The organism is Variovorax sp. V118 (assembly GCF_041154445.1).
In the GTDB taxonomy this organism is placed as follows: Bacteria; Pseudomonadota; Gammaproteobacteria; order Burkholderiales; family Burkholderiaceae_C; genus Variovorax; species Variovorax boronicumulans.
Genome location: NZ_AP028663.1, coordinates 5,695,713 through 5,719,677 on the forward strand (window position 1 = coordinate 5,695,713; position 23,965 = coordinate 5,719,677).

23 protein-coding genes are annotated in these 23,965 nt (G+C 69.1%); 11 read left to right on the forward strand and 12 right to left on the reverse strand.

Translation table 11 applies throughout. The annotated features are described in order from the left end of the window. Positions 1-10 precede the first annotated feature (10 nt). The 7 genes from ACAM52_RS26400 to ACAM52_RS26430 all read left to right on the forward strand — a co-directional run bounded on the left by ACAM52_RS26400 (position 11) and on the right by ACAM52_RS26430 (position 9,994). On the forward strand, positions 11-4,732 hold the full coding sequence (locus ACAM52_RS26400; protein ID WP_369645005.1) for an RICIN domain-containing protein: 4,722 nt from the start codon (positions 11-13) through the stop codon (positions 4,730-4,732). A gap of 145 nt (positions 4,733-4,877) precedes the next feature. Continuing rightward, positions 4,878-5,117 (forward strand): F0F1 ATP synthase subunit C, encoded by a 240-nt coding sequence (atpE, locus tag ACAM52_RS26405; protein ID WP_062476044.1) that lies wholly within the window; start codon positions 4,878-4,880, stop codon positions 5,115-5,117. A gap of 157 nt (positions 5,118-5,274) precedes the next feature. Continuing rightward, complete coding sequence (locus ACAM52_RS26410) at positions 5,275-6,480, forward strand: ABC transporter substrate-binding protein (protein WP_369645006.1); 1,206 nt, start codon at positions 5,275-5,277, stop codon at positions 6,478-6,480. Between the two features lie 130 nt (positions 6,481-6,610). Continuing rightward, a complete protein-coding gene (locus ACAM52_RS26415) occupies positions 6,611-7,531 on the forward strand; it encodes a branched-chain amino acid ABC transporter permease (RefSeq protein ID WP_139704271.1) in 921 nt (306 codons plus the stop codon). Continuing rightward, positions 7,528-8,517: a branched-chain amino acid ABC transporter permease gene (locus ACAM52_RS26420; RefSeq protein WP_095950698.1), complete on the forward strand. Its 990-nt coding sequence runs from the start codon at positions 7,528-7,530 to the stop codon at positions 8,515-8,517. Before ACAM52_RS26415 ends, ACAM52_RS26420 begins: the two co-directional genes overlap by 4 nt. After that, positions 8,514-9,269 (forward strand): ABC transporter ATP-binding protein, encoded by a 756-nt coding sequence (locus tag ACAM52_RS26425; protein WP_062476055.1) that lies wholly within the window; start codon positions 8,514-8,516, stop codon positions 9,267-9,269. Before ACAM52_RS26420 ends, ACAM52_RS26425 begins: the two co-directional genes overlap by 4 nt. Continuing rightward, a complete protein-coding gene (locus ACAM52_RS26430) occupies positions 9,266-9,994 on the forward strand; it encodes an ABC transporter ATP-binding protein (protein ID WP_369645007.1) in 729 nt (242 codons plus the stop codon). The genes ACAM52_RS26425 and ACAM52_RS26430 overlap by 4 nt, the downstream gene beginning before the upstream one ends. Positions 9,995-10,015: 21 nt before the next feature. On the opposite strand, the gene ACAM52_RS26435 is transcribed toward ACAM52_RS26430, so the two are convergent. The 12 genes from ACAM52_RS26435 to gtdA form a co-directional block, all read right to left on the reverse strand. Continuing rightward, positions 10,016-10,624: a class I SAM-dependent methyltransferase gene (locus tag ACAM52_RS26435; RefSeq protein ID WP_369645008.1), complete on the reverse strand. Its 609-nt coding sequence runs from the start codon at positions 10,622-10,624 to the stop codon at positions 10,016-10,018. 17 nt (positions 10,625-10,641) lie between these two features. Next, complete coding sequence (locus tag ACAM52_RS26440; RefSeq protein ID WP_369645009.1) at positions 10,642-11,346, reverse strand: SDR family oxidoreductase; 705 nt, start codon at positions 11,344-11,346, stop codon at positions 10,642-10,644. Between the two features lie 33 nt (positions 11,347-11,379). Beyond that, the gene (locus tag ACAM52_RS26445) at positions 11,380-12,018 is read right to left on the reverse strand and encodes an SMI1/KNR4 family protein (RefSeq protein WP_369645010.1); all 639 of its coding nucleotides are present in this window, start codon (positions 12,016-12,018) and stop codon (positions 11,380-11,382) included. Positions 12,019-12,021: 3 nt separating this feature from the next. Continuing rightward, positions 12,022-12,630, reverse strand: a complete 609-nt coding sequence (locus ACAM52_RS26450) for a glutathione S-transferase (RefSeq protein ID WP_159273557.1) — start codon at positions 12,628-12,630, stop codon at positions 12,022-12,024. Positions 12,631-12,677: 47 nt separating this feature from the next. After that, the gene (locus ACAM52_RS26455; RefSeq protein WP_062476073.1) at positions 12,678-13,592 is read right to left on the reverse strand and encodes an acyl-CoA thioesterase II; all 915 of its coding nucleotides are present in this window, start codon (positions 13,590-13,592) and stop codon (positions 12,678-12,680) included. A 95-nt stretch (positions 13,593-13,687) separates the two neighbouring features. Beyond that, positions 13,688-14,383, reverse strand: a complete 696-nt coding sequence (locus tag ACAM52_RS26460; RefSeq protein WP_307696884.1) for a hypothetical protein — start codon at positions 14,381-14,383, stop codon at positions 13,688-13,690. A gap of 54 nt (positions 14,384-14,437) precedes the next feature. Next, the gene (locus tag ACAM52_RS26465) at positions 14,438-15,799 is read right to left on the reverse strand and encodes an FAD-dependent oxidoreductase (RefSeq protein WP_369645011.1); all 1,362 of its coding nucleotides are present in this window, start codon (positions 15,797-15,799) and stop codon (positions 14,438-14,440) included. Beyond that, on the reverse strand, positions 15,799-16,776 hold the full coding sequence (locus ACAM52_RS26470) for a tripartite tricarboxylate transporter substrate binding protein (RefSeq protein WP_095743265.1): 978 nt from the start codon (positions 16,774-16,776) through the stop codon (positions 15,799-15,801). The genes ACAM52_RS26465 and ACAM52_RS26470 overlap by 1 nt, the downstream gene beginning before the upstream one ends. A gap of 85 nt (positions 16,777-16,861) precedes the next feature. Further along, positions 16,862-17,842, reverse strand: coding sequence for a tripartite tricarboxylate transporter substrate binding protein (locus ACAM52_RS26475; RefSeq protein WP_159278818.1), 981 nt, complete (start codon positions 17,840-17,842; stop codon positions 16,862-16,864). Between the two features lie 55 nt (positions 17,843-17,897). Beyond that, complete coding sequence (locus ACAM52_RS26480) at positions 17,898-19,112, reverse strand: 3-hydroxybenzoate 6-monooxygenase (protein ID WP_369645012.1); 1,215 nt, start codon at positions 19,110-19,112, stop codon at positions 17,898-17,900. A 16-nt stretch (positions 19,113-19,128) separates the two neighbouring features. Then, positions 19,129-19,833 (reverse strand): fumarylacetoacetate hydrolase family protein, encoded by a 705-nt coding sequence (locus ACAM52_RS26485; protein WP_369645013.1) that lies wholly within the window; start codon positions 19,831-19,833, stop codon positions 19,129-19,131. A 71-nt stretch (positions 19,834-19,904) separates the two neighbouring features. Next, a complete protein-coding gene (gene gtdA, locus ACAM52_RS26490; protein WP_369645014.1) occupies positions 19,905-20,987 on the reverse strand; it encodes a gentisate 1,2-dioxygenase in 1,083 nt (360 codons plus the stop codon). Positions 20,988-21,118: 131 nt separating this feature from the next. Here gtdA and ACAM52_RS26495 point away from each other — a divergent pair, with 131 nt between their 5' ends. From ACAM52_RS26495 to ACAM52_RS26510, 4 genes are all read left to right on the forward strand, one after another. Next, positions 21,119-22,015, forward strand: a complete 897-nt coding sequence (locus ACAM52_RS26495) for a LysR family transcriptional regulator (protein ID WP_062476092.1) — start codon at positions 21,119-21,121, stop codon at positions 22,013-22,015. An 85-nt stretch (positions 22,016-22,100) separates the two neighbouring features. Next, positions 22,101-22,550: an acyl-CoA thioesterase gene (locus ACAM52_RS26500; protein ID WP_062476095.1), complete on the forward strand. Its 450-nt coding sequence runs from the start codon at positions 22,101-22,103 to the stop codon at positions 22,548-22,550. Between the two features lie 88 nt (positions 22,551-22,638). Further along, the gene (locus ACAM52_RS26505; RefSeq protein ID WP_095950710.1) at positions 22,639-23,127 is read left to right on the forward strand and encodes a phasin family protein; all 489 of its coding nucleotides are present in this window, start codon (positions 22,639-22,641) and stop codon (positions 23,125-23,127) included. A 126-nt stretch (positions 23,128-23,253) separates the two neighbouring features. Further along, complete coding sequence (locus tag ACAM52_RS26510; protein ID WP_070063441.1) at positions 23,254-23,961, forward strand: TetR/AcrR family transcriptional regulator; 708 nt, start codon at positions 23,254-23,256, stop codon at positions 23,959-23,961. Positions 23,962-23,965: the final 4 nt, after the last annotated feature.

Here is a 23,965-nt window from a genome sequence, read left to right on the forward strand (position 1 = left end):
GGAGGCGACGATGAAGATCCGGTATTTCCTGATGGCGTTCCTGGTGCCGTGCGTCACATTGCTGACGCATGCGGCAATCACCGGGGTCAGTCCGATGACGACCCTCAACAAGATGGCCACGGCGGCTGCCGCCGTCGTGGCCGACCCGCTCCCGCTGCAGGGGCCGGGCCTGGGCAACCTCACCTACACCTCGGCGGAACTGTTCAAGCCGGTGTCGATGATCACCAGCGCCGCGCACCCGCTCGATCCGGCGCACAGCGACGCCTACGAGGCGCGCGACGTGCCCGCCACGTACCCGGGCCGCAAGGACTACGGCATGAACGCCGGCATCATGGTCAACGGCTACTTCCTCACCTCCTTCGCGCCGGACAGCGGCCTCGGCCCCGGCGGCTTCCTGCTGTACGACGTGTCGAACCCGCGCCAGATCAGGCTCGTCAAGAAGATCTACGAGCCCGATGACGCGACAGGCGGCCGCACCAAGGAATTCCGCGAAACGCACTCCTTCGGCACCGCGAAGATCGGCGGCAAGACCTACGTCGTGCTGCCCAGCATCAATGGCGTCGAGTTCTGGGACTTCACCGACATCAACGACATCAAGCAGGTGAAGAAGCTGGTGTTGCCCGGCGTCAACTCGGGCGACTACGAGAACGTGTCCTGGCAGCTGTGGTGGCAGGCGCCCTACCTGTACGTGGCCTCGGCCGGCCGGGGCATGTTCATCGTCGACGCGACAGACCCCGCGAACGCGGTGGTCGCCAACCGCGGCGCCGGCAAGCCCAACCCGGTGCCCACCGGCGAACTCGGCGGCTTCCGCCTCGGCCCGATCTTCACGATGGGCAACCACATGGTGCTGACCGCGATGGAAAGCAACGGCGGTTTCGCGAGCCTGGACATCTCCGATCCGCTCAACCCCAAGGTGCTCGATTCCATCGCCGGCGCCACGCCGTTCTATTACGCGACCTGCTTCGACGGCAAGAGCGTGCACGCCTCCGCGCGCGGCAGCGGCGCCAAGATGTACAGCTACGACCTGAGCGACCGCTCGCGCTTCGTGGCCGAGGACAACCGGCTCGTCATCGACGAGCAGCTGTACTGCGCCACGCAGGACAACTACGTGATCCAGGGCGCGCAGACGCGTATCCACAAGGTCGACGTGAGCAACCCGCTGAACCACGTGGAAGTGGGCCGCGGCAGCATCCTGCGCGAAGACGACCCGAACTTCTCGCATTCGGACAACGGCCAGGTCGCGATGTTCGGCAACCTCGTCTTCGTGGGCAACGACCACGGCTCGGGCAGCGGCTTCGTCGTGCACGCGGTGGACCCCGACACCACCAAGCCCGAAGTGAAGCAGGTCTCGCCCGCCAACGGTGCGAAGCAGCAGGCCCTCAGCTCGCGCATCGGCCTGGGCATGACCGACAACATCCTGCCGGAGAGCGTGAACAGCAACACCTTCATCGTGCGCCCGGTGGGCGGCAACACGCTGGCGGGCACCTACAGCGTGCAGCTGGGCATCGTCAACTTCCATCCCGCGCAGCCGCTGCTGCCGGGCACCAGCTATGAGGTGTTCCTGCCGGCCAACGGCGTGAAGGACTATGCGGGCAACGCCATCGGCGCCGACTACCGCTCCACCTTCAACACCGGCAACGCCAGCGACATCAACCTGATGCACCACTGGCCGCTGACGGGCAACCTGGGCGACCAGATCGGCGCCAACAACGGCACGCCCGCCACCGGCGACGCGTTCGAGAGCATCGGCCTGAACTTCGCGAACCGCACTGCCGGCGTGCCGCTGAAGAACGACACCGTGGCCAGCGCGCTGGGCGGCACCGCCTCGCTGAGCTTCTACATGAAGACCACGCAGGCCGGCGCTGCCAACTCGTGGACCGCGCCCGGCATCTTCGGTCGCGACCAGTCGGGCGGCACCGACGACGTGTTCTGGGGCTGGCTGGACACCGGCGGGCGCATCAAGCTCTCGGTGGGCAATGACGGCGGCACCACCTCCACCGCGGCCGTGAACGACGGCAACTGGCACCACGTCGTGCTCACGCGCGACGCGGCCTCGGGCGCGCAGGCGGTGTACGTGGACGGCGTGAAGACCACCTCGACCGGGCCGACCGGCACCAAGGGCCTGTCGACCAAGTTCCAGGTCATGGGGCAGATCCAGGGCAACACCGCGCTCTTCAAGGGCACGCTGGCCGAGGTGCGCGTGTACGGTCGCGTGCTCGGCCAGGCCGAGGTGGACACGCTGCGCGGCCAGGCCATCATCGGCGACCCGGGCCTGGGCGGCGGGCCCAAGCTGGTCAACGGCCAACTGAGCTTCAACCCCGCGACGCTCGGCGCCAGCGGCGTGCAGTTCCGCTGGAACTTCGGCAACGGCACGCAGACGGCCTTCTCGAACCAGCCGAACACGAGCTACACCTACACCACCCCCGGCCACTACACGGTGACCCTGACGGTGAAGGACAGCAGCGGCCGCGAGACCTACTACACCTACAACGTGACCGTCATCGCGCCGGTCACCGCGACCGCGCCCACGCACACGACCAACATCGCGGGCGATGCGAGCCGGGTGTACTCGGTGAACCCCGACAGCGGCACGGTGGCCGCCATCGACGCGCAGACCCTTGCCAAGCTGTGGGAAGTGCGCGTGGGCGACGAGGCCAAGACGCTGGCCGTCGGCCCCGACGGCCGCATCTGGGTCGCGGTGCAGGGCGAGGACAAGCTGGTGGCGCTCAACGCCGCCGACGGCTCGCAGTCGGTGTCGATCCCGCTGGCCTACGGCAGCGGCCCGTACGGCGTGGCCTTCACGCCCAACGGCGCCAAGGGCCTGCTCACGCTGGAAAGCAAGTCGGTGCTCATGAGCTTCGACCCCAGCAACGGCGCCACCACCGGTGCGCTGGCACTCGAGGGCGGCGTGCGCGGCATCGCCGTGAGCGCCGACTCGCAGGTGGCCTACGTCACGCGCTTCAAGTCGAAGATGACGGGCGGCCAGCTGCACAAGGTGAACCTGCAATCGCTGACCGCGCTGCAGACCATCCCGCTGCCGGTGGACACCACCACCGTCGACACCGAGAGCCGCGCGCGCGGCGTGGCCAACTACCTGAGCCAGGTGGTGATCTCGCCCGACGGCTCGCGTGCCGTGCTGCCTTCGAAGAAGGACAACATCGTGCGCGGCCGCTTCCGCGACGGCAAGGACCTGCCGCACGACCAGACGGTGCGCTCCATCCTGTCGCAGGTGAACCTGCAAAGCGCCGCCGAGGTGTTCTCCGAGCAGATCGACTTCGACGACCGCGCCCCCGCGCGCGCCGCGCTGTATTCGCCCGCCGGCGACTACCTGTTCGTGGCGCAGATGGAAGGCAACCGCGTCGCCATCGTCGACAGCTACACCCGCGCGATTCGCGGCGAGATCAACGCCAGCAGCGCCCCGCACGGCCTGTACCTGGACGCGGCGCGCAAGCGGTTGTTCGTGAACAACTTCCTGGCGCGCTCGGTGTCGGTGCACGACGTGGCGAAGGTGCTGTCGGCCGAGACCAACGCGGCGATCTTCCTGCAGAACGTGTCCACCGTGGCGCAGGAGCCGATGGCGGCCGCCGCGCTGCGCGGCAAGCAGGTGTTCTACAACGCGGCCGACCGACGCATGAGCAAGGACAACTACATCTCCTGCGCCAGCTGCCACGCGGACGGCGGCGACGACGGCATGGTGTGGGACTTCACCCAGCGCGGCGAGGGCCTGCGCCGCACCATCAGCCTGCAGGGGCGGCGCGGCACCAGCCACGGCAAGCTGCACTGGACGGCCAACTTCGACGAGGTGCAGGACTTCGAGAACGACATCCGCAACGAGTTCGGCGGCACCGGCTTCCTGAGCAATGCCGACTGGACCGCCACGCAGGCCCCGCTGGGCGCCCCGAAGGCCGGCAAGAGCGCGCAGCTGGACGACCTGGCCGTGTACCTGGGCTCGCTCAACAAGTACATGCGCAGCCCGGCGCGCGCCGCGGACGGCAGCCTGAGCGTGGACGCGGTGCGCGGACAGACCGTGTTCAACACGGCCCAGTGCGCCACCTGCCACACGGGCGCCACCTTCCGCGACGGCCTGCGGCACGACGTGGGGACCATCCAGGCCTCGTCGGGCAAGGGCAGCAACCAGCCGCTGGCGGGTGTGGGCTTCGACACGCCGACCCTGTCGGGCACCTGGAACACCACCGCGTTCTTCCACAACGGCCAGGCGGCCACGCTGCAGGACCTGCTCGCGGGCGGCCACGGCAACGCCTCCAGCCTGCCGGCGAACGACGTGGTGGCGCTGCGCGAGTACGTGCGCTCGCAGGACACCGCCCCGGCGGTGGTCACGCGACTGCGCTCCGACCTCAACCCGACGATGTGCGTGAACATCAAGGGCGCCTCGACCACCAGCGGCGCGACGGCGGTGCAATGGCCGTGCGGCAACGCGGGCAACGAGAAGTTCACCATGACGCCCGTCACCGGCGGCTACGTGCAGTTCATCGCCGAGCACAGCGGCCTGTGCCTGGCGCAGAACGGCACGGCGACCACGAACGCGGCCGTCGTGCAGGTGGCCTGCTCGTCGGGCAACACGGCGCAGTGGAGCCTGGTGGGCGGCACGGTGCGCAACCGCGCCTCGGGCTCGTGCCTGGACGTGCCGAACGGCTCGACCACGCAGGACACGGCGCTGATCACCTGGACCTGCAACGGCGGCAACAACCAGAACTGGACACAGCTGCCGTAAGCCCTGCGCTTCGCGCCTGACCCCAGGCCGGCCGTTTCGACGGCCGGCCTTTTTTTCGTCTGGCGCATGACCTCCCGCGTCATGGATTCGATGCACCCGTTCTGGAACAGTGGGTCCATCGATTCATCAACCAGGAGAAAAAACCATGACCGGCTTCAACATCCTCCCGCTCGCCGTTGCCCTGCTGATCGGCATTGCCGCACTGGGTTCGTGCATCGGCATCGCGCTGGTGGGCCAGAAGTTCCTCGAAGGCACGACGCGCCAGCCCGAGCTGGTCGACACGCTGCAGACCAAGTTCTTCCTGGTCGCCGGCGTGACCGACGGGGCCTTCATCATCGCAACGGGCATCGGCCTCTGGTTCGCGACGGCCAGCCCCTTCGGTTGACGTTTGCGTAACCTTTGGCGAGGGGTCGGCGTGCCGGAAGTCACGGGGTTCACTGGCACCATTCGTGCTAGTACCGTTGACACCGAATTGTTTACGGCTAAAGTATTTAACTATCAACAGTTCAGTTGTCTCAACCCTTCCCTAGCCGGAGAACCCGATGCGCCCCACGTTCCTGAAATCGCCCGCGCTGCCGCGCACCCTGATCTCGCTGCTGCTGTGCGGCGCCGCCCTCGGGGCCTCGGTGTCGGCCGTGGCCGCGCCGGTCAAGGTGGGTTTGGCCCTTGACATCTCGGGGCCTTTCGCGGCGTTGGGCGCCGAGGCGCGTGACGGCTTCGCGCTCGGCATCAAGCAGCTGAACGGCAAGCTCGGCGGGCAGGACGTGGAGTTCGTGCAGGCCGACATGGCCGGCAGCCCCGACCAGGCCAAGCAGCTGGTCGACCGCATGATCCAGCGCGACAAGATCGACATCTTCAGCGGCCCCATCGGCTCCAACGTGGCGCTGGCCGTGGGCCCGACGCTGTTCAACGCCAAGGTGCCCTACCTGTCGGCCAACGCCGGCCCGAGCCAGTTCGCCGGTGCCCAGTGCAGCCCCTACTTCTTCGGAACCGCCTACCAGAACGACCAGTTCCACGAGGCCGCCGGCAAGTTCGCACAAGACCGCGCGTTCAAGAAGATCGTGCTCATCGCCCCCAACTACCCGGCCGGCAAGGATGCGCTGGGCGGCTTCAAGCGCCAGTTCAAGGGCCAGGTGGCCGACGAGCTGTACACCAAGCTGGGCCAGATCGACTACGCCGCCGAACTCGCGCAGCTGCGCGCGGCCAAGCCCGACTCGATCTACTTCTTCCTGCCCGGCGCAATGGGCATCAACTTCATCAAGCAGTTCGTGGGCGCGGGCCTGTCCAAGGACATCACGCTCGTCACCAGCGGCTTCTCGGCCGACGAGGACGTGATCGGTGCCGTGGGCGAGCCCATGCTCGGCCTGTTCAACACCTCGCACTGGGCGCACGACCTGGACAACGCCGCCAACAAGGCCTTCGTGGCCGCCTTCCGCAAGGAATACAACGGCCGCTACCCGTCGGTGTACGCCGCGCAGGCCTACGACGCGATCCTCGCGATGGACGCCGCCGTGAAGCAATCGGGCGGCAACGCGCAGAACCGCGAGGCCGTGGTGGCCGCCCTGAAGAAGGCCAACTACGCCTCGACGCGCGGCACCTTCAAGTACGCGAACAACCACTTCCCCATCGAGAACTTTTACCTGCGCGTGATCGGCAAGGACGCGCAAGGCAAGGTGACGAACAAGCTGATCAACACGGTTCTCACGAACTACGGAGACAGCTACGCCGCCAAGTGCAGCATGAAATAAATAGGCTCGCCCCCAGCCTTCGCGCACTTCGTGTCGCTTCGCCAACCCCCGACCGGGGGCAACACCTGAGGCCCGGCAAAGCCGGTTCCTCGGTGTTTTCCGAAATGAATACGGGCACTCCTTGGATGCTATGAGCGGAATTCTTGTCCTCGAGCAATTGCTCAACGGCATCGGCTACGGCCTGATGCTCTTTCTTCTGGCGGCGGGCCTCACGCTGGTGTTCGGCATCATGGACGTGCTGAACCTGGCGCACGGCTCGCTGTTCATGGCCGGCGCCTACGTGGCGGCCGAGGCGCACACGCGCACCGGCTCGTTCGCCGCCGCCATCGTGGTGGCGGTGCTCGTCACCGTGGTGGTGGCGCTGCTGATCGAGGTGCTGCTGATGCGCCGCCTCTACAAGCGCGACCACCTGGCGCAGGTGCTCGCCACCTTCGGCGTGATCCTGGTGGCCGACGACATCGTCAAGATGATCTGGGGCCCCTCGCCCGTGATGGCCCCCACGCCGGCCGCGCTCTCGGGCCCGGTCGAGCTGATGGACGGCCTGCCCTATCCCTCGTACCGCCTCGTGATCCTCGCGGGCGGCGTGCTGATGGCGCTGGCGCTGTACGTGCTCGTGAACCACACGCGCATCGGGATGCGGGTGCGCGCAGGCGCGTCCGACCGGCCGATGGCCGAGCTGATGGGCGTGCGCGTGGGCCGCATCTTCAACGGCGTGTTCCTGCTCGGCGCGGCGCTGGCCGCACTGGCCGGCGCGCTCATGGGCCCGATCGTCGCGGTGCAGGTGGGCATGGGCGAAGCCATCCTGATCCCGGCGCTGGTGGTGCTGGTGATCGGCGGCATCGGCTCGGTGCGCGGCGCCTTCGTGGCCGCGCTGCTGGTCGGCGTGGTCGACACCATCGGCCGCGCCTTCGTGCCGATGCTGCTGCGCGCCACACTGCCGCCCGCCACGGCGGCCGACCTGGGGCCGCTGTTCGCCGAAGTGGCGATGTACGCGCTCATGGTCGTCGTCCTGATCTTCCGGCCCTCGGGCCTTTTCTCCGCCCGCGCATGAAACCCTCGTCACGCACCTTCGGCCTCGGGCTGCTCCTCGTGGCGCTCGCGGCCTTTCCGCTGGTCGCGCCGCTGTTCGGGCTCGACTTCTACATCGGCTTCGTGCGGCGCGTGCTCGTCGTCGCGCTGGCCGCCGCGAGCCTGAACTTCATCCTCGGCTTCGGCGGCATGGTGGCGCTCGGGCACGCGGGCTTCATCGGCATGGGCGCCTACACGGTGGTGGCGCTCAGCGACGCCGGCGTGATGTCGGCCTGGATCCTGTGGCCGCTGGCCGCGCTGGTGGCCGGCCTGGTCGCCGCGCTGATCGGCACGGTGGCGCTGCGCACGCGCGGCGTGTACTTCATCATGACCACGCTGGCTTTTGCGCAGATGCTGTACTTCGTCGTCGTGTCGCTGCGCAAGTACGGCGGCGACGACGGCTACACGCTCATGTCGCGCCCCACGCTGCTGCCGGGCCTGGACCTGGGCAACGAGTCGACCTTCTACTGGGTGGTGCTCGTGGTGGTCGCGCTCGCACTGTGGTGGCTGCACCGCGCCACGCAGGCGCGCTTCGGCCATGCGCTGATGGGCATCCGTGACAACGAGACCCGCATGCGCGCGCTGGGCTACCCGGTGTTCCGGCTGCAGCTCGTGGCCTTCGCCATCGCCGGCGCGATCGCCGGGCTGGCCGGCGCGCTGCTGGCCGGCGGCAACGGCTTCGTGAGCCCCGCGACCATGCACTGGACGCAGTCGGCCACGCTGGTGGTGATGGTCGTCATCGGCGGCCTGGGCCGCAGCTGGGGCGGGCCGGTGGGCGCCGTGGTCTGGCTGGTGCTCGAGGAAGCGCTCAAGCAGCACACCGAACACTGGCACATGCCGCTGGGCCTGCTGCTGATCGCCGTCGCCCTCTGGGCTCCGCGCGGCCTGGCCGCACTGTCCACGAAACGCCGCACGGTCGCAGCAGCAGCGGCTTCCGCTGCAACGGCTGCAGGGAGCGCCAAGCCATGAGCCTGTTCAGAATCGAAGGGTTGGTCAAGCGCTTCGGCGGCCTGCTGGCGACCGACCATGTGAGCCTCACGGTGGAGCGCGGCGAAGTGCATGCGCTCATCGGTCCCAACGGCGCGGGCAAGACCACGCTGGTGAACCTCATCACCGGCCTGCTGGAGGCCGACGCGGGCCGGCTGATGCTCGACGGACAGGACATCACGGCCTACAAGGACCACCAGCGCGTGGCCGCCGGCATGTCGCGCTGCTTCCAGGTGACGCGCGTGTTCGCGAAAGAAACGGTGCACGACAACCTGATGCTCGCGGCGCAGGCCCATGCGGGCAGCAGCCTGCGTTTTCTCGCGCCGCGCGCGAACGAACGCGACCTCGTCGACCGCGCCCACGCACTGGCCGACCGCGTGGGCCTGGGCAGCGAACGCCACCGCATCGCGGGCACGCTGCCGCACGGCGCGCAGCGCGCGCTGGACGTGGCCCTGGCGCTGGCCGCCGAACCCAAGCTGCTGCTGCTCGACGAGCCGATGGCCGGCATGGGCCCCGACGAGTCGGCGCGCATGGTCGATCTCATCGAATCGCTGCGCGAATCGATGGCCATCCTGCTCATCGAGCACGACATGGACGCCGTGTTCCGCCTCGCCAACCGGCTCACGGTGCTGGTGCAGGGCAAGGTGCTGATGAGCGGCACGGCCGACGAAGTGCGGGGCCACCCGGACGTACAGGCCGTGTACCTCGGCACCGAAGCAGAAGGACACGCATGAGCACCACGACCACGACATCCACCCTGCTCGAAGCCACCGCCATCGAGGCCGGCTACGGCGCCAGCCAGGTGCTGTTCGGCATCGACGTGCGCGTCGGTGCGGGCGAAGTGATGGCGCTGCTGGGCCGCAACGGCATGGGCAAGAGCACGCTGCTCAAAGTGCTGACCGGCACGATCGCCCCGATGCGCGGCGGCGTGCAGTTCTGCGGCACGGCCATCGGTGGCCACCGGCCCGACGCCATCGCGCGGCGCGGCATGGCCATCGTGCCCGAGGGGCGCCACGTGTTCCCCAACCTGAGCGTGGACGAGCACCTGCGCGCCTTCGCGCGGCCCCGCCCCGGCAGCGCGCCGCGCTGGACCGTGGAGGCGCTGTACAAGCTCTTTCCGCGCCTGTCGGAGCGCAAGGCCAACGCGGGCAACCAGCTCTCGGGCGGCGAGCAGCAGATGCTGGCCATTGCGCGCGCGCTGTCGACGCACCCGCGCCTGCTGATCCTGGACGAAGCCACCGAAGGCCTGGCGCCGGTGATCCGCGAGGAGATCTGGCACTGCATCGCCACGCTGAAGTCGGAAGGCGAGGCGATCCTCGTGGTCGACAAGTACGTGCAGCGCCTGCTGCCGCTGGCCGACCGCCACGTGATCCTCGAACGCGGGCGCGTGGTGTGGCAGGGCGACTCGGCCGCGCTCGACGCCGACCGGTCGCTTTGGACGCGCTACCTGGGCGTGTAAGTCTGAGTCTGTGTTCGTCCGCTAGCGCGGACGGCACGCCAGGAAGTTGGCCCACGTCACGTCGTCGCGGCCGATCCACTGGCTGTCCCATTGCAGGTCAAGGCCCGCCGCCGCCAGCGCGTCGGCGAACGCGTCTTTCGGCCAGTACACGGTCTGGTAGTCGCCGAGGGTCTCGCCTTCGCCGATGCGCATGGCCGCGAGAAAAACCCCGCCGGGCGCGAGCGCGTCGAACACCTTGCGCAGCACCGGCGCGATCTGCGCGCGATCGACATGGATCAGCACGCACATCGCAAGAATCGCGTCGTAGGGCCCGCCCAGCGCATCCGTGACGACGTTGAGCAGCTCGCCCTGCTTGCCGCGCTCGGCCTGCAGGTCGAGAAACGCCTGGACCGCATCGGTGCGCTTCACGACCCCGCCCAGGGATTCGACGAGATCGGCGTCCTGCCCCGACCCGGAACCGATCTCGAGCACGCTGCCACCGGCGGGCACGCGCTGCATCATGCGGCGCACCGCCTCCTCGATCTCGGGCGGCCGGTGGCCCGCGACGATCGCGTTGTAGTCGCGCGCGGACGCTTCGTAGGACGCAAGGGTGCGGTCCATGTGCTCGTGCACCGGGGTGGGGGCGGTCATGGGCGCCTTTGCCGGGTTCAGACCGAGCGCGTGATGCCGCCGTCCACGCGCAGGTTCTGCCCGGTGATGTAGCCCGCGCCCTCGGAGGCCAGGAAGCCGATGGTGGCGGCGATCTCGGCGCTGCGGCCGTAGCGGCCCATCGGGATGCGCTCGCGGAACACGTCCTTCTCGGGCAGGCTGTCGATGAAGCCGGGCAGCACGTTGTTCATGCGCACGTTGTGCTTGGCGTACTGGTCGGCGAAGAGCTTGGTGAAGGCCGCGAGGCCGGCACGGAACACGCCCGAGGTCGGGAACACGGGGTCGGGCTCGAAGGCGGCGAAGGTCGAGATGTTGATGATCGCGCCGCCGCCCTGCTTCACCATGTGCGGCGCCACGAGGCGCGCGGGGCGCACGGCGCTCAGGAAGTAGACGTCCATGCCGCGGTGCCAGTCGTCGTCGCTGATCTCCAGGATCGGCGCGCGCGGGCCGTGGCCGGCGCTGTTCACGAGCACGTCGATGCGGCCCCATTCGGCCATGACCTTGTCCACGAGGCGCTGGATGTCGTCGTTCGACTGGTTGGAGCCGGTGACGCCGAGGCCGCCGAGTTCCTGCGCCAGCGCCTCGCCCTTGCCCGACGAGGACAGGATGGCCACGCGAAAGCCGTCGTCCGCAAGCTTGCGCGCCGCCGCGGCGCCCATGCCGCTGCCGCCGGCGGTGACGATGGCTACTTTCTGATCTGACATGGTGGGTTCCTCCTTCGGATGAAACCCCGTAGCCTACCCCTCGATGTCCCAGCGCGCTTTCACGGGGAAAGGCGCGCTGTCCTGCAGGGTGAAGCGCTTCAGGTCTTCCTCGAACCCGGCCTGCGGCATCAGCGAGGGCACCTGCTCGGGCCTGGCGCGCGGGCCCGTCTTGAAGGGCCGCGACACCAGCGGCTGCCGGCTCAGCGCCCGCAGGTAGGCGGCGGTTTCCGTGTCGTCCATGAAAGCCGTGACGGTGGCCACGTCGGCCGCGATGCGCTCGGCCATCTCGGGCTCGGACAGGTCCCAGTCGCTGAGGTAGCTCAGGTCGACAAAGGCTTCCAGGAATTTCGCGCAGACGAAATCGGCGAACGAGCCGTGGCCGACGCTGCTTTCCTCATCGTCGTGCCACACGAAGGCCACGCCCACGGCGCCGCCGTCCAGCGGCACGAGGCAGTAGGCGTCGCCCGCGCCCGATTGCGCAAAGGGCAGGAAGCGGCGGCCGTCCTGCCACTTGGCGTCGAGCCACTCATCGAGGTCGTTGGCCGCCTGCTCGGCGTCCCGCCACTCGAAGTCGGGGAAGCCGACCAGATCGGGCGGCCCGCTGGCGAGGAGCTGTTGCAGCAGCGGGGGAATTTCGATGCCGGTGCGGCGCGAGAGATCGTCGAACGTCATCGCTCAGGCCGTCGGCAATGTGGCCTGCATCGACGGCCGGTGGTTGAACACGGCGAACCACTTCGCGCTGTTCGGCGCCTGGGCCCGCCAGTCCACCGAGGGAAAGCGGAAGTCCATGTAGCCCAGCGCGCAACCGAAGGCGATGGTGCCGATGTCGACGCGATCGCCGAACGACGGCGCCGCCGCTTCCAGCCATTCGAGGCCGGTGCGCACCTTGTCGAGCTGGCCGTCGGTCCAGTCGCTCCAGCGCAGCGCCTCGGGGCGCAGCATGGTCTCGTAGCGCGCGAGCAGCGCGGCGCCGGTCATGCCGTCGGCCAGCGACAGCTCGGTCAGGCGCGCCCAGCGCGCGGGCCCGCTGGCCGGGAACAGGCCGCCGGCGTACGCGGTGTCGAGGTACTCGCAGATCACGCGGCTGTCGAACAGCGCCTGGCCGTCGTCGGTGAGAAAAGTCGGCACCTGGCCCAGCGGGTTGGTCGGCAGGATGCGGGCGTCGCGCTTCACCGGGCCGGCGGCGCTGGGCAGCTTCTCGATGCGGTCGGCCACGCCCAGCTCGTGGGCCACGACCATGCACTTGCGCACGAAGGGAGACGCGGGAGAGAAGAAGATCTTCATGGCCGGAGCGATCGAGTGAATAGGTGTTGAAAGAAGAGGCAGGCCGTTCAGCCCGTGATCGGCGTGCGCGGCGACCCCGGCTTGCGGATGCGCAGCATGCCTTCTTGCGCCGCCGAGGCCACGAGGCGGCCGTCGCGCGTGTAGAGGCTGCCGCGGCACAGGCCGCGTGCGCCGCCCGCGCTGGGCGAATCGACCACGTAGAGCAGCCAGTCGTCGAAACGGAAATCGCGGTGGAACCACATCGCGTGGTCCAGGCTGGCGGGGCGCACCTGGCCGCTCATGAAGCTCAGGCCGTGCGGCAGCATCGCGGCGCGCAGCAGGCCATGGTCGGAGGCGTAGGCCAGCAGCGCGCGGTGCACCGTCAGGTCGTCGGGCAGCGGCGCGATGGCGCGCATCCAGATGGCGCTCTGGTTCTCGGTGGGGCGCACCTCGGGCCGCAGCAGGTCTTCGGGGTCGACGCGCCGGTACTCGATGCCGTGCGGCTGGATGGCCTTGGAGCGCCAGGGTTCGGGCAGGCGGTCGCCGAGCGCGATGCGCTGGTCGAGTTCGCTGGTCAGGCCCTCGGGGCCTTCGACCGCGGGCATGGGGAACTGGTGCTCGACGCCCTCGTCCACGGTCTGGAACGAGGCCGACATCTCGAAAATGATGCGGTCCTGCTGGCGCGCCACGACGTGGCGCGTGGTGAAGCTGCGGCCGTCGCGCACGCGGTCGACGCTGTACTCGATGGGCGCGTGCTCGCCGGGCAGCAGGAAGTAGGCGTGCATCGAATGCACCGGGCGTTCGGCGCCCACCGTGAGGCTGGCGGCCATGAGCGACTGGCCGAGCACCTGGCCGCCGAAGACGGCGGGCGTGCCGATGTCCTCGCTCTGGGCCAGGAAGCGGTCGCCGCCCAGGGGTTCGAGCTGCATGAGGGCGACGAGGTCGGCAACGAGGCGGGCGGCAAGGACGGGTTCGGGGGTCATCGGGGGAAGGGATTCGGCGCAGAAAAGCAATCCACGACGATAGCAAAGGCCGGGCCCGCGCGCTGTCGCGGCCCGGTCAGCGGCGCCCGGCGGGCCTACTTGAAGAAGCAGATGTCCAGCATCAGGCGCAGGCTGCAGCCGTGGTCGGTGCCGCCATCCACCATGCGCACCGGCACGCCGCCCAGCAGCATCGCGCCGTCGGCGCCGTACGCCAGCGGCGAACGCGCGGCCTGGCTGAAGGGGCCGCTGAGCGTTTCCTGCTCGACGTACTTCAGGTACTGGCGCCGCGAGAAATCGACCGTGTCGGCCGACTTCAGCGCCACCGCCGCGTAGCGCTTGCCGTAGACCGTGCCGAAGTAGCGCAGCACCGGCCCGGTGCGGTCGCCGTACTTCACCTCGGCCTTCGCGAAACCGGTCTGGACGAGGAAGTTGCGGTCCTCGGGGGTCAGGTCGGCGTCGAAGGCCATCAGCACGTACTGGCCTTCGAAGCTCTGGTTGCGCGCCACCTTCAGTTCGCCGATGAGCGCGGGCGTGACCTTGGTGCGGCCGTCCCAGCGCAGCAACGCGGCCACGGACGGGTCGCCGTCGAACACGTAGTGGTACTTGTCGCCGGCGATGGCGACCTTGCGGCCGTCCTTGGCCGCCACGAAGCTCAGCACGCGGTCCTTGCCGTGGACGGGGTCGCCCTCGGGGGTGCTGGCGCAGCCCACCTGCAGCAGGCCGAAGGCGGCGCAGGCCAGCGCCAGGAAGAGCCGACGCGCGGGGGTCGACAGCGAAGAAGAAAGAGGCACGGTGTGTCCGGGGTTCGAGTTCATCCAGCCCCGGACTCTAGCGCCGCGCCGCCCTCAACGGTCCAGGTCGACGCCGTCGGCCGCCAGCTTTTTCTGCAGCGCCGCCACGTCGATCGCCGCGAAGCGCCCGCCGCCCAGCGAGGCCGCCGCGGTGCCCGCCGCCTGCCCCATCACGAAGCAGCCGCCGCTGGCGCGCGCGGCCGACTGGCCTTCGTGCGTCATCGAGGCGCAGCGCCCGGCCACCAGCAGGTTGTCGAGCGTCTGCGGCACCAGCATGCGCCACGGCAGGTGGTTGTAGGCGTTGGCTTCGTCGCGCGGGAAGGCCCACTCGATGCGGCCGTCGGCGTGCATTTCCATCGGCCAGGCGTTCAGGCCGATGGTGTCGTCGAAGGTGGCCGAGCCGAGGATGTCCTCGCGGCCCAGCGCGTACAGGCCCTGGATGCGCCGCGTCTCGCGGATGCCGACCTGCGGCGCGATCTCCACGATGGCCGACGGCGCGAAGCCCGGCACCTCGGCCTGCAGGAACTTGAAGTACGCCGCGATCTGGCGCCGGCCCTCGAGCTCGCCGTCGCTGAGCTCGCGCGCATCGACGCCGTTCATCGCGCGGCCTTCGGCGTTGCGGATCTGCGTGACGTTGGCGCGCCATTCGCGCGGGTCCTTGTTGGGCCGCAGGATCGCGCCTTCGCGCGGAAAGCTGTACTTGCCCGGGTGCTGCTGCTCCGCGCGCGCCATGAAACCGTTGATGGCCGAGAACTCGCCCACCGCTTCCAGCGCGGCCGGCGCGTCGACCTGACCGATGCGGAACATGGTGGTCGGGAACAGCCCGCTGCCGTGGCCGTCGCCCACTTCGAAGGGCACGCCCGCGAAGGCGGCCACGTCGGCGTCGCCGCTGGCGTCGATGAAGGCGTTGGCGCGGATCGCCTGGCGGCCCGATTTCGTTTCGACCACCAACGCGGCGATGCGACTGCCGTCGTGCAGCACCGCCGCCGCATACGCGTGGAACAGCATCTGCACGCCGGCCGTTTCGAGCAGCTGGTCGGCGGCCAGCTTGTAGGCCGAGGTGTCGTACGAGCGCACGCAGATGCGCCCGCCCATGCCGTTCTGCGGCGCGTTCATGCCGTTGAAGCCGGCGATGCGGTCGATGAGGTCGTCGACCACGCCGCGCACCAGCTGCGTCATCTCGCCGCGGCGCTTGCCGTACAGGCCGGCGAAGTTGGTCACGCCGCCCGCGGTGCCCATGCCGCCGAGAAAACCGTAGCGCTCCACCAGCAGCGTGCGCGCGCCGTGGCGCGCGGCGCTCACGGCGGCGGCAATGCCGGCGGGGCCGCCGCCGACCACGACCACGTCGAAGTCGCCGAACACCGGCAGCGCGCGCGCCGGTTCGGTCAGGGTGTTGTGCTGCGTCGTCGCCGTCATCACTGCAGCTTGATCCCGCGCGTGGAAATGATCTTGCTCATGATCGCCGCCTCTTCCTTCACGCGCGTGCGCATGCCGTCGGGCGAGGTGCCCACGGCCTGCCAGCCTTGCTCGAAGAGCTTGCGGCGCACGTCGGGGTCTTTCATGACGATCTCGATCTCGCGGCTGATGCGTGCCTGCGCGGGCTTCGACAGGCTGGCCGGGCCGAGCAGCGCCACCCACACCTCGAGGTTGAAGTCTTTCACGCCGGCTTCGGCCAGCGGGGCGATCTCGGGCACCAGCGCGCTGCGTCCGCCGGTGAGGCCCACGGCCTTGAGCTTGCCGGCGCGGATCTGCGGCATGGCCACGCCCGGCGGGATCAGGCCCATCTGTACCTGGTCGCCCAACATGCCGGTGACGACCTGCGGGTTGCCCTGGTAGGGCACGTGCTCGGGCTTGAAGCCGTTCACGCGGCTCTTGAGCAGCTCCATGCCCAGGTGGCCGACCGAGCCCACGCCCACCGAGCCGTAGTTCCACTTGTCGCCGGCCTGGCGCGCGGCGTCGAAGAAGGCGGTGCCCGAGGGCAGGCTGTTCTGCGCCACGAGCACCAGCGGCGCGGTGGCGATCAGCGACAGGTACGTGAAGTCCTTCGCCGGGTCGTACGGCAGCTTGGGGTACAGCATCTTCGACGACGTGAGGTTGCCGTTGATGACGATGCCCAGCGTGTGGTCGTCGGTGGCCTTGGCCACCTGGTCGGCCGCGATGTTGCCCGAGGCGCCGGCCTTGTTGTCCACCACGACCGGCTGGCCCAGCGCGCGGGACAGCGGCTCGGCGATGGTGCGCGCTGCGATGTCGGGCGTGGAGCCACCCGGGAAACCCACCAGCAGGCGGATCGGCTTGGTCGGCCACGCGGGGGTGTCGGCGCTGGCGGACAGCGGCAGCGCCGCGGTGGCGGCCAGGCCGCAGGCGATCAGGAGGGCTCTCTTGGTGGCTTGCATGGAAAAAGACAGTTAAAAGGTAAACAAAAATGCAAAGAGAGCCAGCTTAACTGGCGCGCCGAGCCCTGGGCAAGGCGCACCCTCCTCAGTCGAGGCTGATGTTGCCCCGGCGCACCAGCTCCCCGTACACCTTCGACTTGGCCTCGGCGTTGCGCTCGATCTCCTCGGGCGACCAGGCCAGCGGCTCGAAGGCGAAGGTGTCGAAGCGGGCGCGGATGTCCGGGTCGGCGATGACCTTGGCCACGTCGGCGTTGATCTTGGCCTTCACGGCCGCCGACACGCCCTTGGGCGCCAGCAGCGACACGAAGGAGTTGACCTCCAGCGAGGCCGGGCCGCCGGCCTCGGCCATGGTGGGCACGTCGGGCATCTGCGGGATGCGCTTGGGCGCGGCCACGGCGATGTAGCGCAGCTTGCCGGCCTTGTAGATGCCCTGGCTCGACGGGATGCTCGCGAAGGCCCACGGCACCTCGCCGGTGCCCACGTTGGAATACAGCTGCGACACCTCGCGGTACGGCGCGTGCCGCATGCGGATGCCCGTGAGCGCCTCGAGCTGCTGCGCGCCCAGGTGGCCCGGGCTGCCGACGCCCCACGAGCCGTAGACCACGCCCTCGGGGTTGGCCTTGGCGGCGGCGATCAGGTCGCCCATGGTCTTCCATTTCGACTCGGTGCCCACGGCCACGAAGAAGGGCGTGCGGAACAGCGAGGCGACCGGGTCGAAGTGCTGCAAGGTCACGAAGTTGCGCGACTTGTACAGGTGCGGCAGCGCGGCGATGTGCTCGCTGTCCAGCTGCAGCAAGGTGTAGCCGTCGGGCGCGGCGCGGCGCGCCTGGTCGATGGCGATGAAGCCGCCGCCGCCGGGCCGGTTGTCGACCACCACGCGCTGGTTCCACAGGCGCGAGAGCTTGTCGGACACGAGCCGCAGCACCGCGTCGGGGCCGCTGCCGGCCGCGAACGGGGTGATCAGCGTCACCGGCTTGCTCGGGTAGTCGCTGCCCTGCGCCCAGGCGCCGGAGGCGGCGGTCAGGGCCAGGACGGCGGTCGTCAGCAATGCGCGTGGAAAGTTCATGGGGTGTCTCCTGGGCCTTCGGCCTCGTGGGTAGGGATATTGCAGAAAAACCGTGTCAGCGCGGCGCGGGCGCCTCGCCCAGGCAGTGCTCGGGTCGCCAGGCATAAAGCCATTCGACCGCATCGTAGAAACGTTCGGGCGTGCGCCCGGTCCACAGGCTGTTGCGCACCAGGCGCTCCACGCCCTGGGCGTGGTACAGGCGCCCCATCTCGCGCACCGACAGCACGACGCGCGCGCAGCGTGCGATGCGGGCCTGCTCGTAGCGCTGGAAGGCGGCGGTCATGTCGAAGTCGCAGGCCTTCACGGCCTCGCCGAGCGTCACGGCGTCTTCGAGCGCCATGCAGGCGCCCTGCGCGAGGTACTGCATCATGGGGTGCGCCGCGTCGCCCAGCAGCGTGGCCGGGCCGTCGCTCCAGCGCTCGACGGGGTCGCGGTCGGCAGTGCTCCAGCGGCGCCACGAGGTCGGGCGGTCGAGCAGCTGGCGCGGGCGGGCGTGCACGCCTTCGAAGTACGACAGCACCTCGTCCTTGCTGCCGTCGGTGACGCCCCACTCTTCTGCTTCACGGCTGTGGAAGGTGACGACCAGGTTGTACTGCTCGCCGTGGCGCAGCGGGTAGTGCACGAGGTGGCAATTGGGGCCAGCCCAGACCACGGGCGCGTTCCATTGCAGGTCGGCGGGCATGTCGGCCGCGGGCACGACGGCGCGGTAGACCACGTGGCCCGACACGCGTGGCGCGTCGCCGATGAGCTTGGCGCGCACCACCGACTTCACGCCGTCGCAGCCGACGATGGCGTCGGCCTGGAAACGGCGGCCGTCGCGCGTGACGGCCGTGACGCCGTGCGCGCCGATGTCGATCGCCTCGACCTGCGCCGAAGTGTGGAAGCGGATCAGCGGATGCTGCTTCACGGCCTCATGGATCGCACCGTGCAGGTCGGCGCGGTGGCTCACGGCATACGGGTTGCCGAAGCGCGCGCGGAAGGCCTCGCCGACGGGCACCGAGGCCACTTCGCTGCAGTCGACCGCGTCCATCATCACGAGCCGGTCGGTGAACACCGAGCTGCGGCGCACGGCCTCACCCACGCCCAGCGCGTCGAGCGCCGCGAAGGCGTTGGGGCCGAGCTGCAGGCCGGCGCCGATCTCGCCGATGACGGCGCTCTGTTCGAGCAGGTCGATGGCCACGCCCAGGCGTGCGAGCGCGAGCGCGGCCGCCATGCCGCCGATGCCGCCGCCGACGAGCAGCACGGAGGGAGGATGCTTCGAGAAGGTCATGCGCGGGCCGGGGCGCTCAGTCGATACGGACCGTGAGCGATGGCAGTCGCTCGATGCTGACCTTGATCGTCTGCCCCGGCTTCACCGCGCCCACGCCTTCGGGCGTGCCCGTGAAGATCAGGTCGCCGGGCTGCAGCGCGAACAGCGTCGAGAGGTTGGCGATGACCTCGTTCACCGACCAGATCAGGTGCGTGATGTCGCTGTTCTGGCGCACCTGGCCGTCGACCTCGAGCGTGATGGCGCCGGCGTTGATCTCGCCCACGTCCGCCAGCGTGCGCAACGGCGCGATGGGGGCCGAGAAGTCGAAGGCCTTGCCGATCTCCCACGGGCGGCCGGCTTCGCGCATCCTCATCTGCAGGTCGCGGCGCGTCATGTCCAGGCCCACGGCGTAGCTGTGGATGTGGCTGGCGGCCTGGTCGACCGGGATGTCCTTGCCGCCCTTGCCGATGGCGACCACCAGCTCGGCTTCGTAGTGGTAGTTGCTCGTGAGCGGCGGGTAGGGAATGGCTACGGTGGCGCCTTCGGCCACGGGCACGACCGAGGCGTCGTCGTTGGGCTTGCAGAAGAAGAACGGCGGTTCGCGGTCGGGGTCGAAGCCCATCTCGCGCGCATGCGCCGCGTAGTTGCGGCCCACGCAGTAGACGCGGCGCACGGGGAACTGCTGGTCGGAGCCCACGATGGGCAGGCCGACGATGGAAGGGGGCGTGAAGACGAAGGACATGGAAGCTCCTGCCGCGTGGGACGGCACATCAGACAAACAAGAAAAAAGAAGGAAAGAAGGTCGCCGCGCTTTCAGGCGTCTTCGAGGAAGGCTTCGCGCAGGATGCCCATGGCCTGCTGCACGGGGCGGTCGGAAAAACTGAAGAGCACGGTGTCTTCGTTCGGCGACGACAGGCGCAGCGGCGCCCACGAGGGCACAACGAAGGTGTCGCGCGGGCCGAAGTCGAAACGCTGGCCGGCGATTTCGGCCGTGCCGTGGCCTTCGACCACGCTGTAGACGGTGCCGTCGGTGGCGCGGTGCGCCTGGCCCGCGAAGCCCTTCGGCAGCAGCTGCAGCTGGGTCGAGATGGTCGGCATCGGCGAGCCGCCCGTCAGCGGGTTGATGTAGCGCAGCTTGTGGCCGAGCCAGGCATCGGGCGCCTCCTGCTTCTGCAATTGGGCCAGCGCCTCGCGGCTGCGCAGGTAGGGGTAGTTGAAGATCGGCGAGGTGGCCGAGGTGTGGTCGTGCCGCACCGGCACCATGTTGTGGCCGAAGCGCGCCAGGCTGTGGCCTTCGGGGCGCGCCACGTGCTGCACCTTGGCGTCGTCGTTCTCGGCGAAGCCGGCGTCGAAGAAGCGCAGCATCGGAATGTCGAGGCCGTCGAGCCAGACCACCGGCTCGGTCACGCCTTCGATGCCTTCGTTGCCGTGGTCGTGCCAGGCCCACGAGGGCGTGATGATGAAGTCGCCGGGGTGCATGGTCGTGCGCTCGCCGCCCACGGTGGTGTAGGCGCCCTTGCCGTCCACGATGAAGCGCAGCGCCGACTGCACATGGCGGTGCGACGGTGCCACCTCGCCCGGCATGATGAGCTGCAGGCCGGCGTAGATCGACTGCGTGATCGACGCGTTGCCGGGCAGCGCCGGGTTCTCGAGCACCAGCACGCGGCGCACGGCCTCTTCGGCGGTGATGAGGTCGGCCGATTCCATGAGCAGCGGGCGGATCTCGTCGTAGCGCCACAGCGCCGGCACGCACGGGCTTGCGGGCTCGCGCGGCACCAGCACGTGCAGCGACTCCCACAGCGGCGAGAGGTTCAGCGGGCGGATGCGGGCGTAGTAGTCGCGGCGCTCGGCGGCGTTGGCCGGTGCGCTGGCGGCATGGGAAGAAGCGGGGTTCATGGGGTCGGTGTCTCCGTTGGCGGCATTGTTGACCCGCACCACTATTTCCTCAAGACCGCGTGCCAATACACGGAATTCGAAATTTCGATAATGGTGCCTTTCGCCTTCAGGGCTCCGTCCCGCCTCACCCCATGTCCAAGCTCGATCTCGAATGGCTCGCCGTGTTCGACGAGGTCTACAAGACCGGCAACGTCACCAAGGCCGCAGAGCGCCTGGGCATGGCGCAGGCGGCCGCCAGCACGGCGCTGAACAAGCTGCGCGCGCACTTCGACGACCGCCTGTTCACCCGCACCGCACAGGGCATGCAGCCCACGCCGCACGCCGAGCGCATCTACCCGAACCTGCGCGAGGCGCTGGCGCAGCTGGCGCAGGCCCAGGGCAACCGCAGCAGCTTCGAGCCGGCGCGCGCGCAGCGGCGCTTTCGCATCTGCATGACCGACATCAGCGAGGTGGTGCTGCTGCCCGGCCTGCTCGACCACCTGCGCCATGCGGCGCCGGGCGTGCACATCGAGACCGAGATCATCTCCACCCACAGCGGCCGTCGGCTGCAGGACGGCGACGTCGACCTGGCCGTGGGCTTCATGCCGCAGCTGGACGCGGGCTTCTACCAGCAGGTGCTGTTCATGCAGAACTTCGTCTGCCTGGCGGCGCAGAACCATCCGCGCATCGGCGCCAAGCTCACGCGCAAGCGCTTCGAGGAAGAGGCGCACGCGGTGGTGTCCAGCTCGGGCACGGGGCACGCCATCGTCGACACCACCATCGCGCGCCTGGGCCTCAAGCGCAACGTGGTGGTGCGGCTGTCGAGCTTCCTGAGCGTGGCGCGCATCGTGGCCCACACCGAGCTGATCGTGGTGGTGCCGCGCATCCTGGGCAACGTGCTGGCCACGCAGGAACCGGTGAAGGTGCTGGCGCCGCCCTTCACGCTGCCGGCCTATGCGGTCAAGCAGCACTGGCACGAGCGCTTTCATGCCGACCCGGGCAATGCCTGGCTGCGCCGCACGCTGGCCCAGCTGTTCAGCGGCAGCTGAACAGCGGCGGGCGGGCGCCAAAGGACGCCCGGGCGCTCGCATAATCGCGGCTCCCCACCCACAGCCCACAGAAAAAAGGCGCCCCATGTCTTCCATCACCCTCCGATTCCTGGCCGAACCCAGCACCGTCAACTTCGGCGGCAAGGTCCACGGCGGCACGGTCATGAAGTGGATCGACGAGGCCGGCTACGCCTGCGCCACCAGCTGGGCCAAGCGCTACTGCGTCACCGCCTTCATCGGCAGCATCCGCTTTCACCGGCCGATCATGATCGGCGACCTGGTCGAGGTCGAGGCCCGCCTGGCCTACACCGGCAAGACCAGCATGAACATCTCGGTCGAGGTGCGCAGCGGCGACATGAAGGGCGGCGTGATGGAAAAGACCACCGAATGCCTGATCGTGTTCGTCTCGGTCGACTCGCACGGCCGGCCGCTGCCGGTGGAAGCCTTCGTGCCCGGCACGCCCGGCGAAATGGCGCTGGCCGAGCGCGCCAAGGCGCACTTGGACGCCAGCCGCGCCGCCGGCGGCACGCCCTGATCCCCGGCGCGGGGATAGGCGGCGCGCCCTAACCACGGGGCGCCCGGGCGGCTAGAGTCGTGCGATTGCATCCCAAGGAACACACCGCATGGCCACCTCCCGAGACGACGACAGCAACGACAAGACCGACCGCATCAAGGACTCGGCCCAGCAGATCTGGCTGGCCGGCCTCGGCGCCTTCGCCAAGATGCAGCAGGAAGGCAGCAAGGCCTTCGAGGCGCTGGTCAAGGACGGCGCCGGCATGCAGAAGAAGACCCAGCAGGCCGCTGAAGAAACGCTGGCCCAGGCGCAGCAACGCATGGCCGGCTTCGCCAGCGAGTTCGGTACCAAGGCCGCCGGCCAGTGGGGCAAGCTCGAGAACATCTTCGAAGACCGCGTGGCGCGCGCGCTCGAAAAGCTCGGCGTGCCCTCGGCCGCCGACGTGGCTGCGCTGCAGGCGCGCGTCGAGGCGCTCGAAGCCCAGCTCAAGCAGCGCGATGCCAAGACCGCCGCCACGGCGCCCCGCAAGTCCGCCGCGCGCAAGGCCGCCACCGCCCCCGCCGCCAAGAAGACCCTGCGCCGCACCAAGGCCGGCTGACATCGTTCTGTAATTGCGGCACTGCACAAAAATTCAGCGCCGCAAAACATGTCCCGCACCGTTCATGGTGCAGCGCACATGCGCTAGAGTGCCCCCAAGACCAAGAGAAACCACGGGGGCACCGACATGGCAAAGAAGGCGCCACGCCGCACTGCGCAACGCATCCTCGAAGCCGCATTGGATTTGTTCAACCGCTTCGGGGAACCGAACGTGTCGACCACGCTGGTGGCCGGCGAACTGAACATCAGCCCCGGCAATCTCTACTACCACTACCCCGCCAAGGAAGAGCTGATCAACAAGCTCTACGAAGGCTACGAAGCCGAGCTCAACGAGCTGCTGCACGCCAGCGAGGGCGTGCACGACGTGGAGGACGCCTGGTTCTTCATGCACAGCCTGTTCGAGCTGATCTGGCGCTACCGCTTCCTGTACCGCGACCTCAACGACCTGCTGAGCAAGAACCGGCACCTGGAGACCCAGTTCCAGCTCGTGCTCAAGAACAAGGCGCGCGCCATCCGCCAGCTGATCGCCGGCCTGAGCCGCGCCGGTCACCTGGACATCGATGCGCACGAGGTCGACACGCTGGCCCAGAGCATGGTCGTGGTGCTGACCTACTGGCTCAGCTACGAGTACGTGCGCAACCCGCGCCAGGCGCTGGAACCCGCGCACGCGCAGGGCGCGCTGATGCGCGGCGGCCACCACACGCTGCACCTGCTCGCGCCCTACCTCGCACGCGACCAGCGCCGCCACCTGCTGGCGCTGAGCAATGCCTACAACGGCGAAAGCGCCGCCAGCAACCCCAGCCCCGTGCCACCGACGGTCGATATGGCGGCCTAGAACA

Coding starts and splice junctions, on each gene's coding strand:
- ACAM52_RS26400 (WP_369645005.1), top strand. CDS start 11: ATGAAGATCCGGTATTTCCTGATGGCGTTCCTGGTGCCGTGCGTCACA.
- ACAM52_RS26415 (WP_139704271.1), top strand. CDS start 6,611: ATGAGCGGAATTCTTGTCCTCGAGCAATTGCTCAACGGCATCGGCTAC.
- ACAM52_RS26500 (WP_062476095.1), top strand. CDS start 22,101: ATGTCTTCCATCACCCTCCGATTCCTGGCCGAACCCAGCACCGTCAAC.
- ACAM52_RS26475 (WP_159278818.1), bottom strand. CDS start 17,842: ATGAACTTTCCACGCGCATTGCTGACGACCGCCGTCCTGGCCCTGACC.
- ACAM52_RS26420 (WP_095950698.1), top strand. CDS start 7,528: ATGAAACCCTCGTCACGCACCTTCGGCCTCGGGCTGCTCCTCGTGGCG.
- ACAM52_RS26425 (WP_062476055.1), top strand. CDS start 8,514: ATGAGCCTGTTCAGAATCGAAGGGTTGGTCAAGCGCTTCGGCGGCCTG.
- ACAM52_RS26465 (WP_369645011.1), bottom strand. CDS start 15,799: ATGACGGCGACGACGCAGCACAACACCCTGACCGAACCGGCGCGCGCG.
- ACAM52_RS26435 (WP_369645008.1), bottom strand. CDS start 10,624: ATGACCGCCCCCACCCCGGTGCACGAGCACATGGACCGCACCCTTGCG.
- gtdA (WP_369645014.1), bottom strand. CDS start 20,987: ATGAACCCCGCTTCTTCCCATGCCGCCAGCGCACCGGCCAACGCCGCC.
- ACAM52_RS26410 (WP_369645006.1), top strand. CDS start 5,275: ATGCGCCCCACGTTCCTGAAATCGCCCGCGCTGCCGCGCACCCTGATC.
- ACAM52_RS26485 (WP_369645013.1), bottom strand. CDS start 19,833: ATGTCCTTCGTCTTCACGCCCCCTTCCATCGTCGGCCTGCCCATCGTG.
- ACAM52_RS26440 (WP_369645009.1), bottom strand. CDS start 11,346: ATGTCAGATCAGAAAGTAGCCATCGTCACCGCCGGCGGCAGCGGCATG.
- ACAM52_RS26450 (WP_159273557.1), bottom strand. CDS start 12,630: ATGAAGATCTTCTTCTCTCCCGCGTCTCCCTTCGTGCGCAAGTGCATG.
- ACAM52_RS26495 (WP_062476092.1), top strand. CDS start 21,119: ATGTCCAAGCTCGATCTCGAATGGCTCGCCGTGTTCGACGAGGTCTAC.
- ACAM52_RS26470 (WP_095743265.1), bottom strand. CDS start 16,776: ATGCAAGCCACCAAGAGAGCCCTCCTGATCGCCTGCGGCCTGGCCGCC.
- ACAM52_RS26430 (WP_369645007.1), top strand. CDS start 9,266: ATGAGCACCACGACCACGACATCCACCCTGCTCGAAGCCACCGCCATC.
- ACAM52_RS26510 (WP_070063441.1), top strand. CDS start 23,254: ATGGCAAAGAAGGCGCCACGCCGCACTGCGCAACGCATCCTCGAAGCC.
- atpE (WP_062476044.1), top strand. CDS start 4,878: ATGACCGGCTTCAACATCCTCCCGCTCGCCGTTGCCCTGCTGATCGGC.
- ACAM52_RS26505 (WP_095950710.1), top strand. CDS start 22,639: ATGGCCACCTCCCGAGACGACGACAGCAACGACAAGACCGACCGCATC.
- ACAM52_RS26455 (WP_062476073.1), bottom strand. CDS start 13,592: ATGACCCCCGAACCCGTCCTTGCCGCCCGCCTCGTTGCCGACCTCGTC.
- ACAM52_RS26445 (WP_369645010.1), bottom strand. CDS start 12,018: ATGACGTTCGACGATCTCTCGCGCCGCACCGGCATCGAAATTCCCCCG.
- ACAM52_RS26480 (WP_369645012.1), bottom strand. CDS start 19,112: ATGACCTTCTCGAAGCATCCTCCCTCCGTGCTGCTCGTCGGCGGCGGC.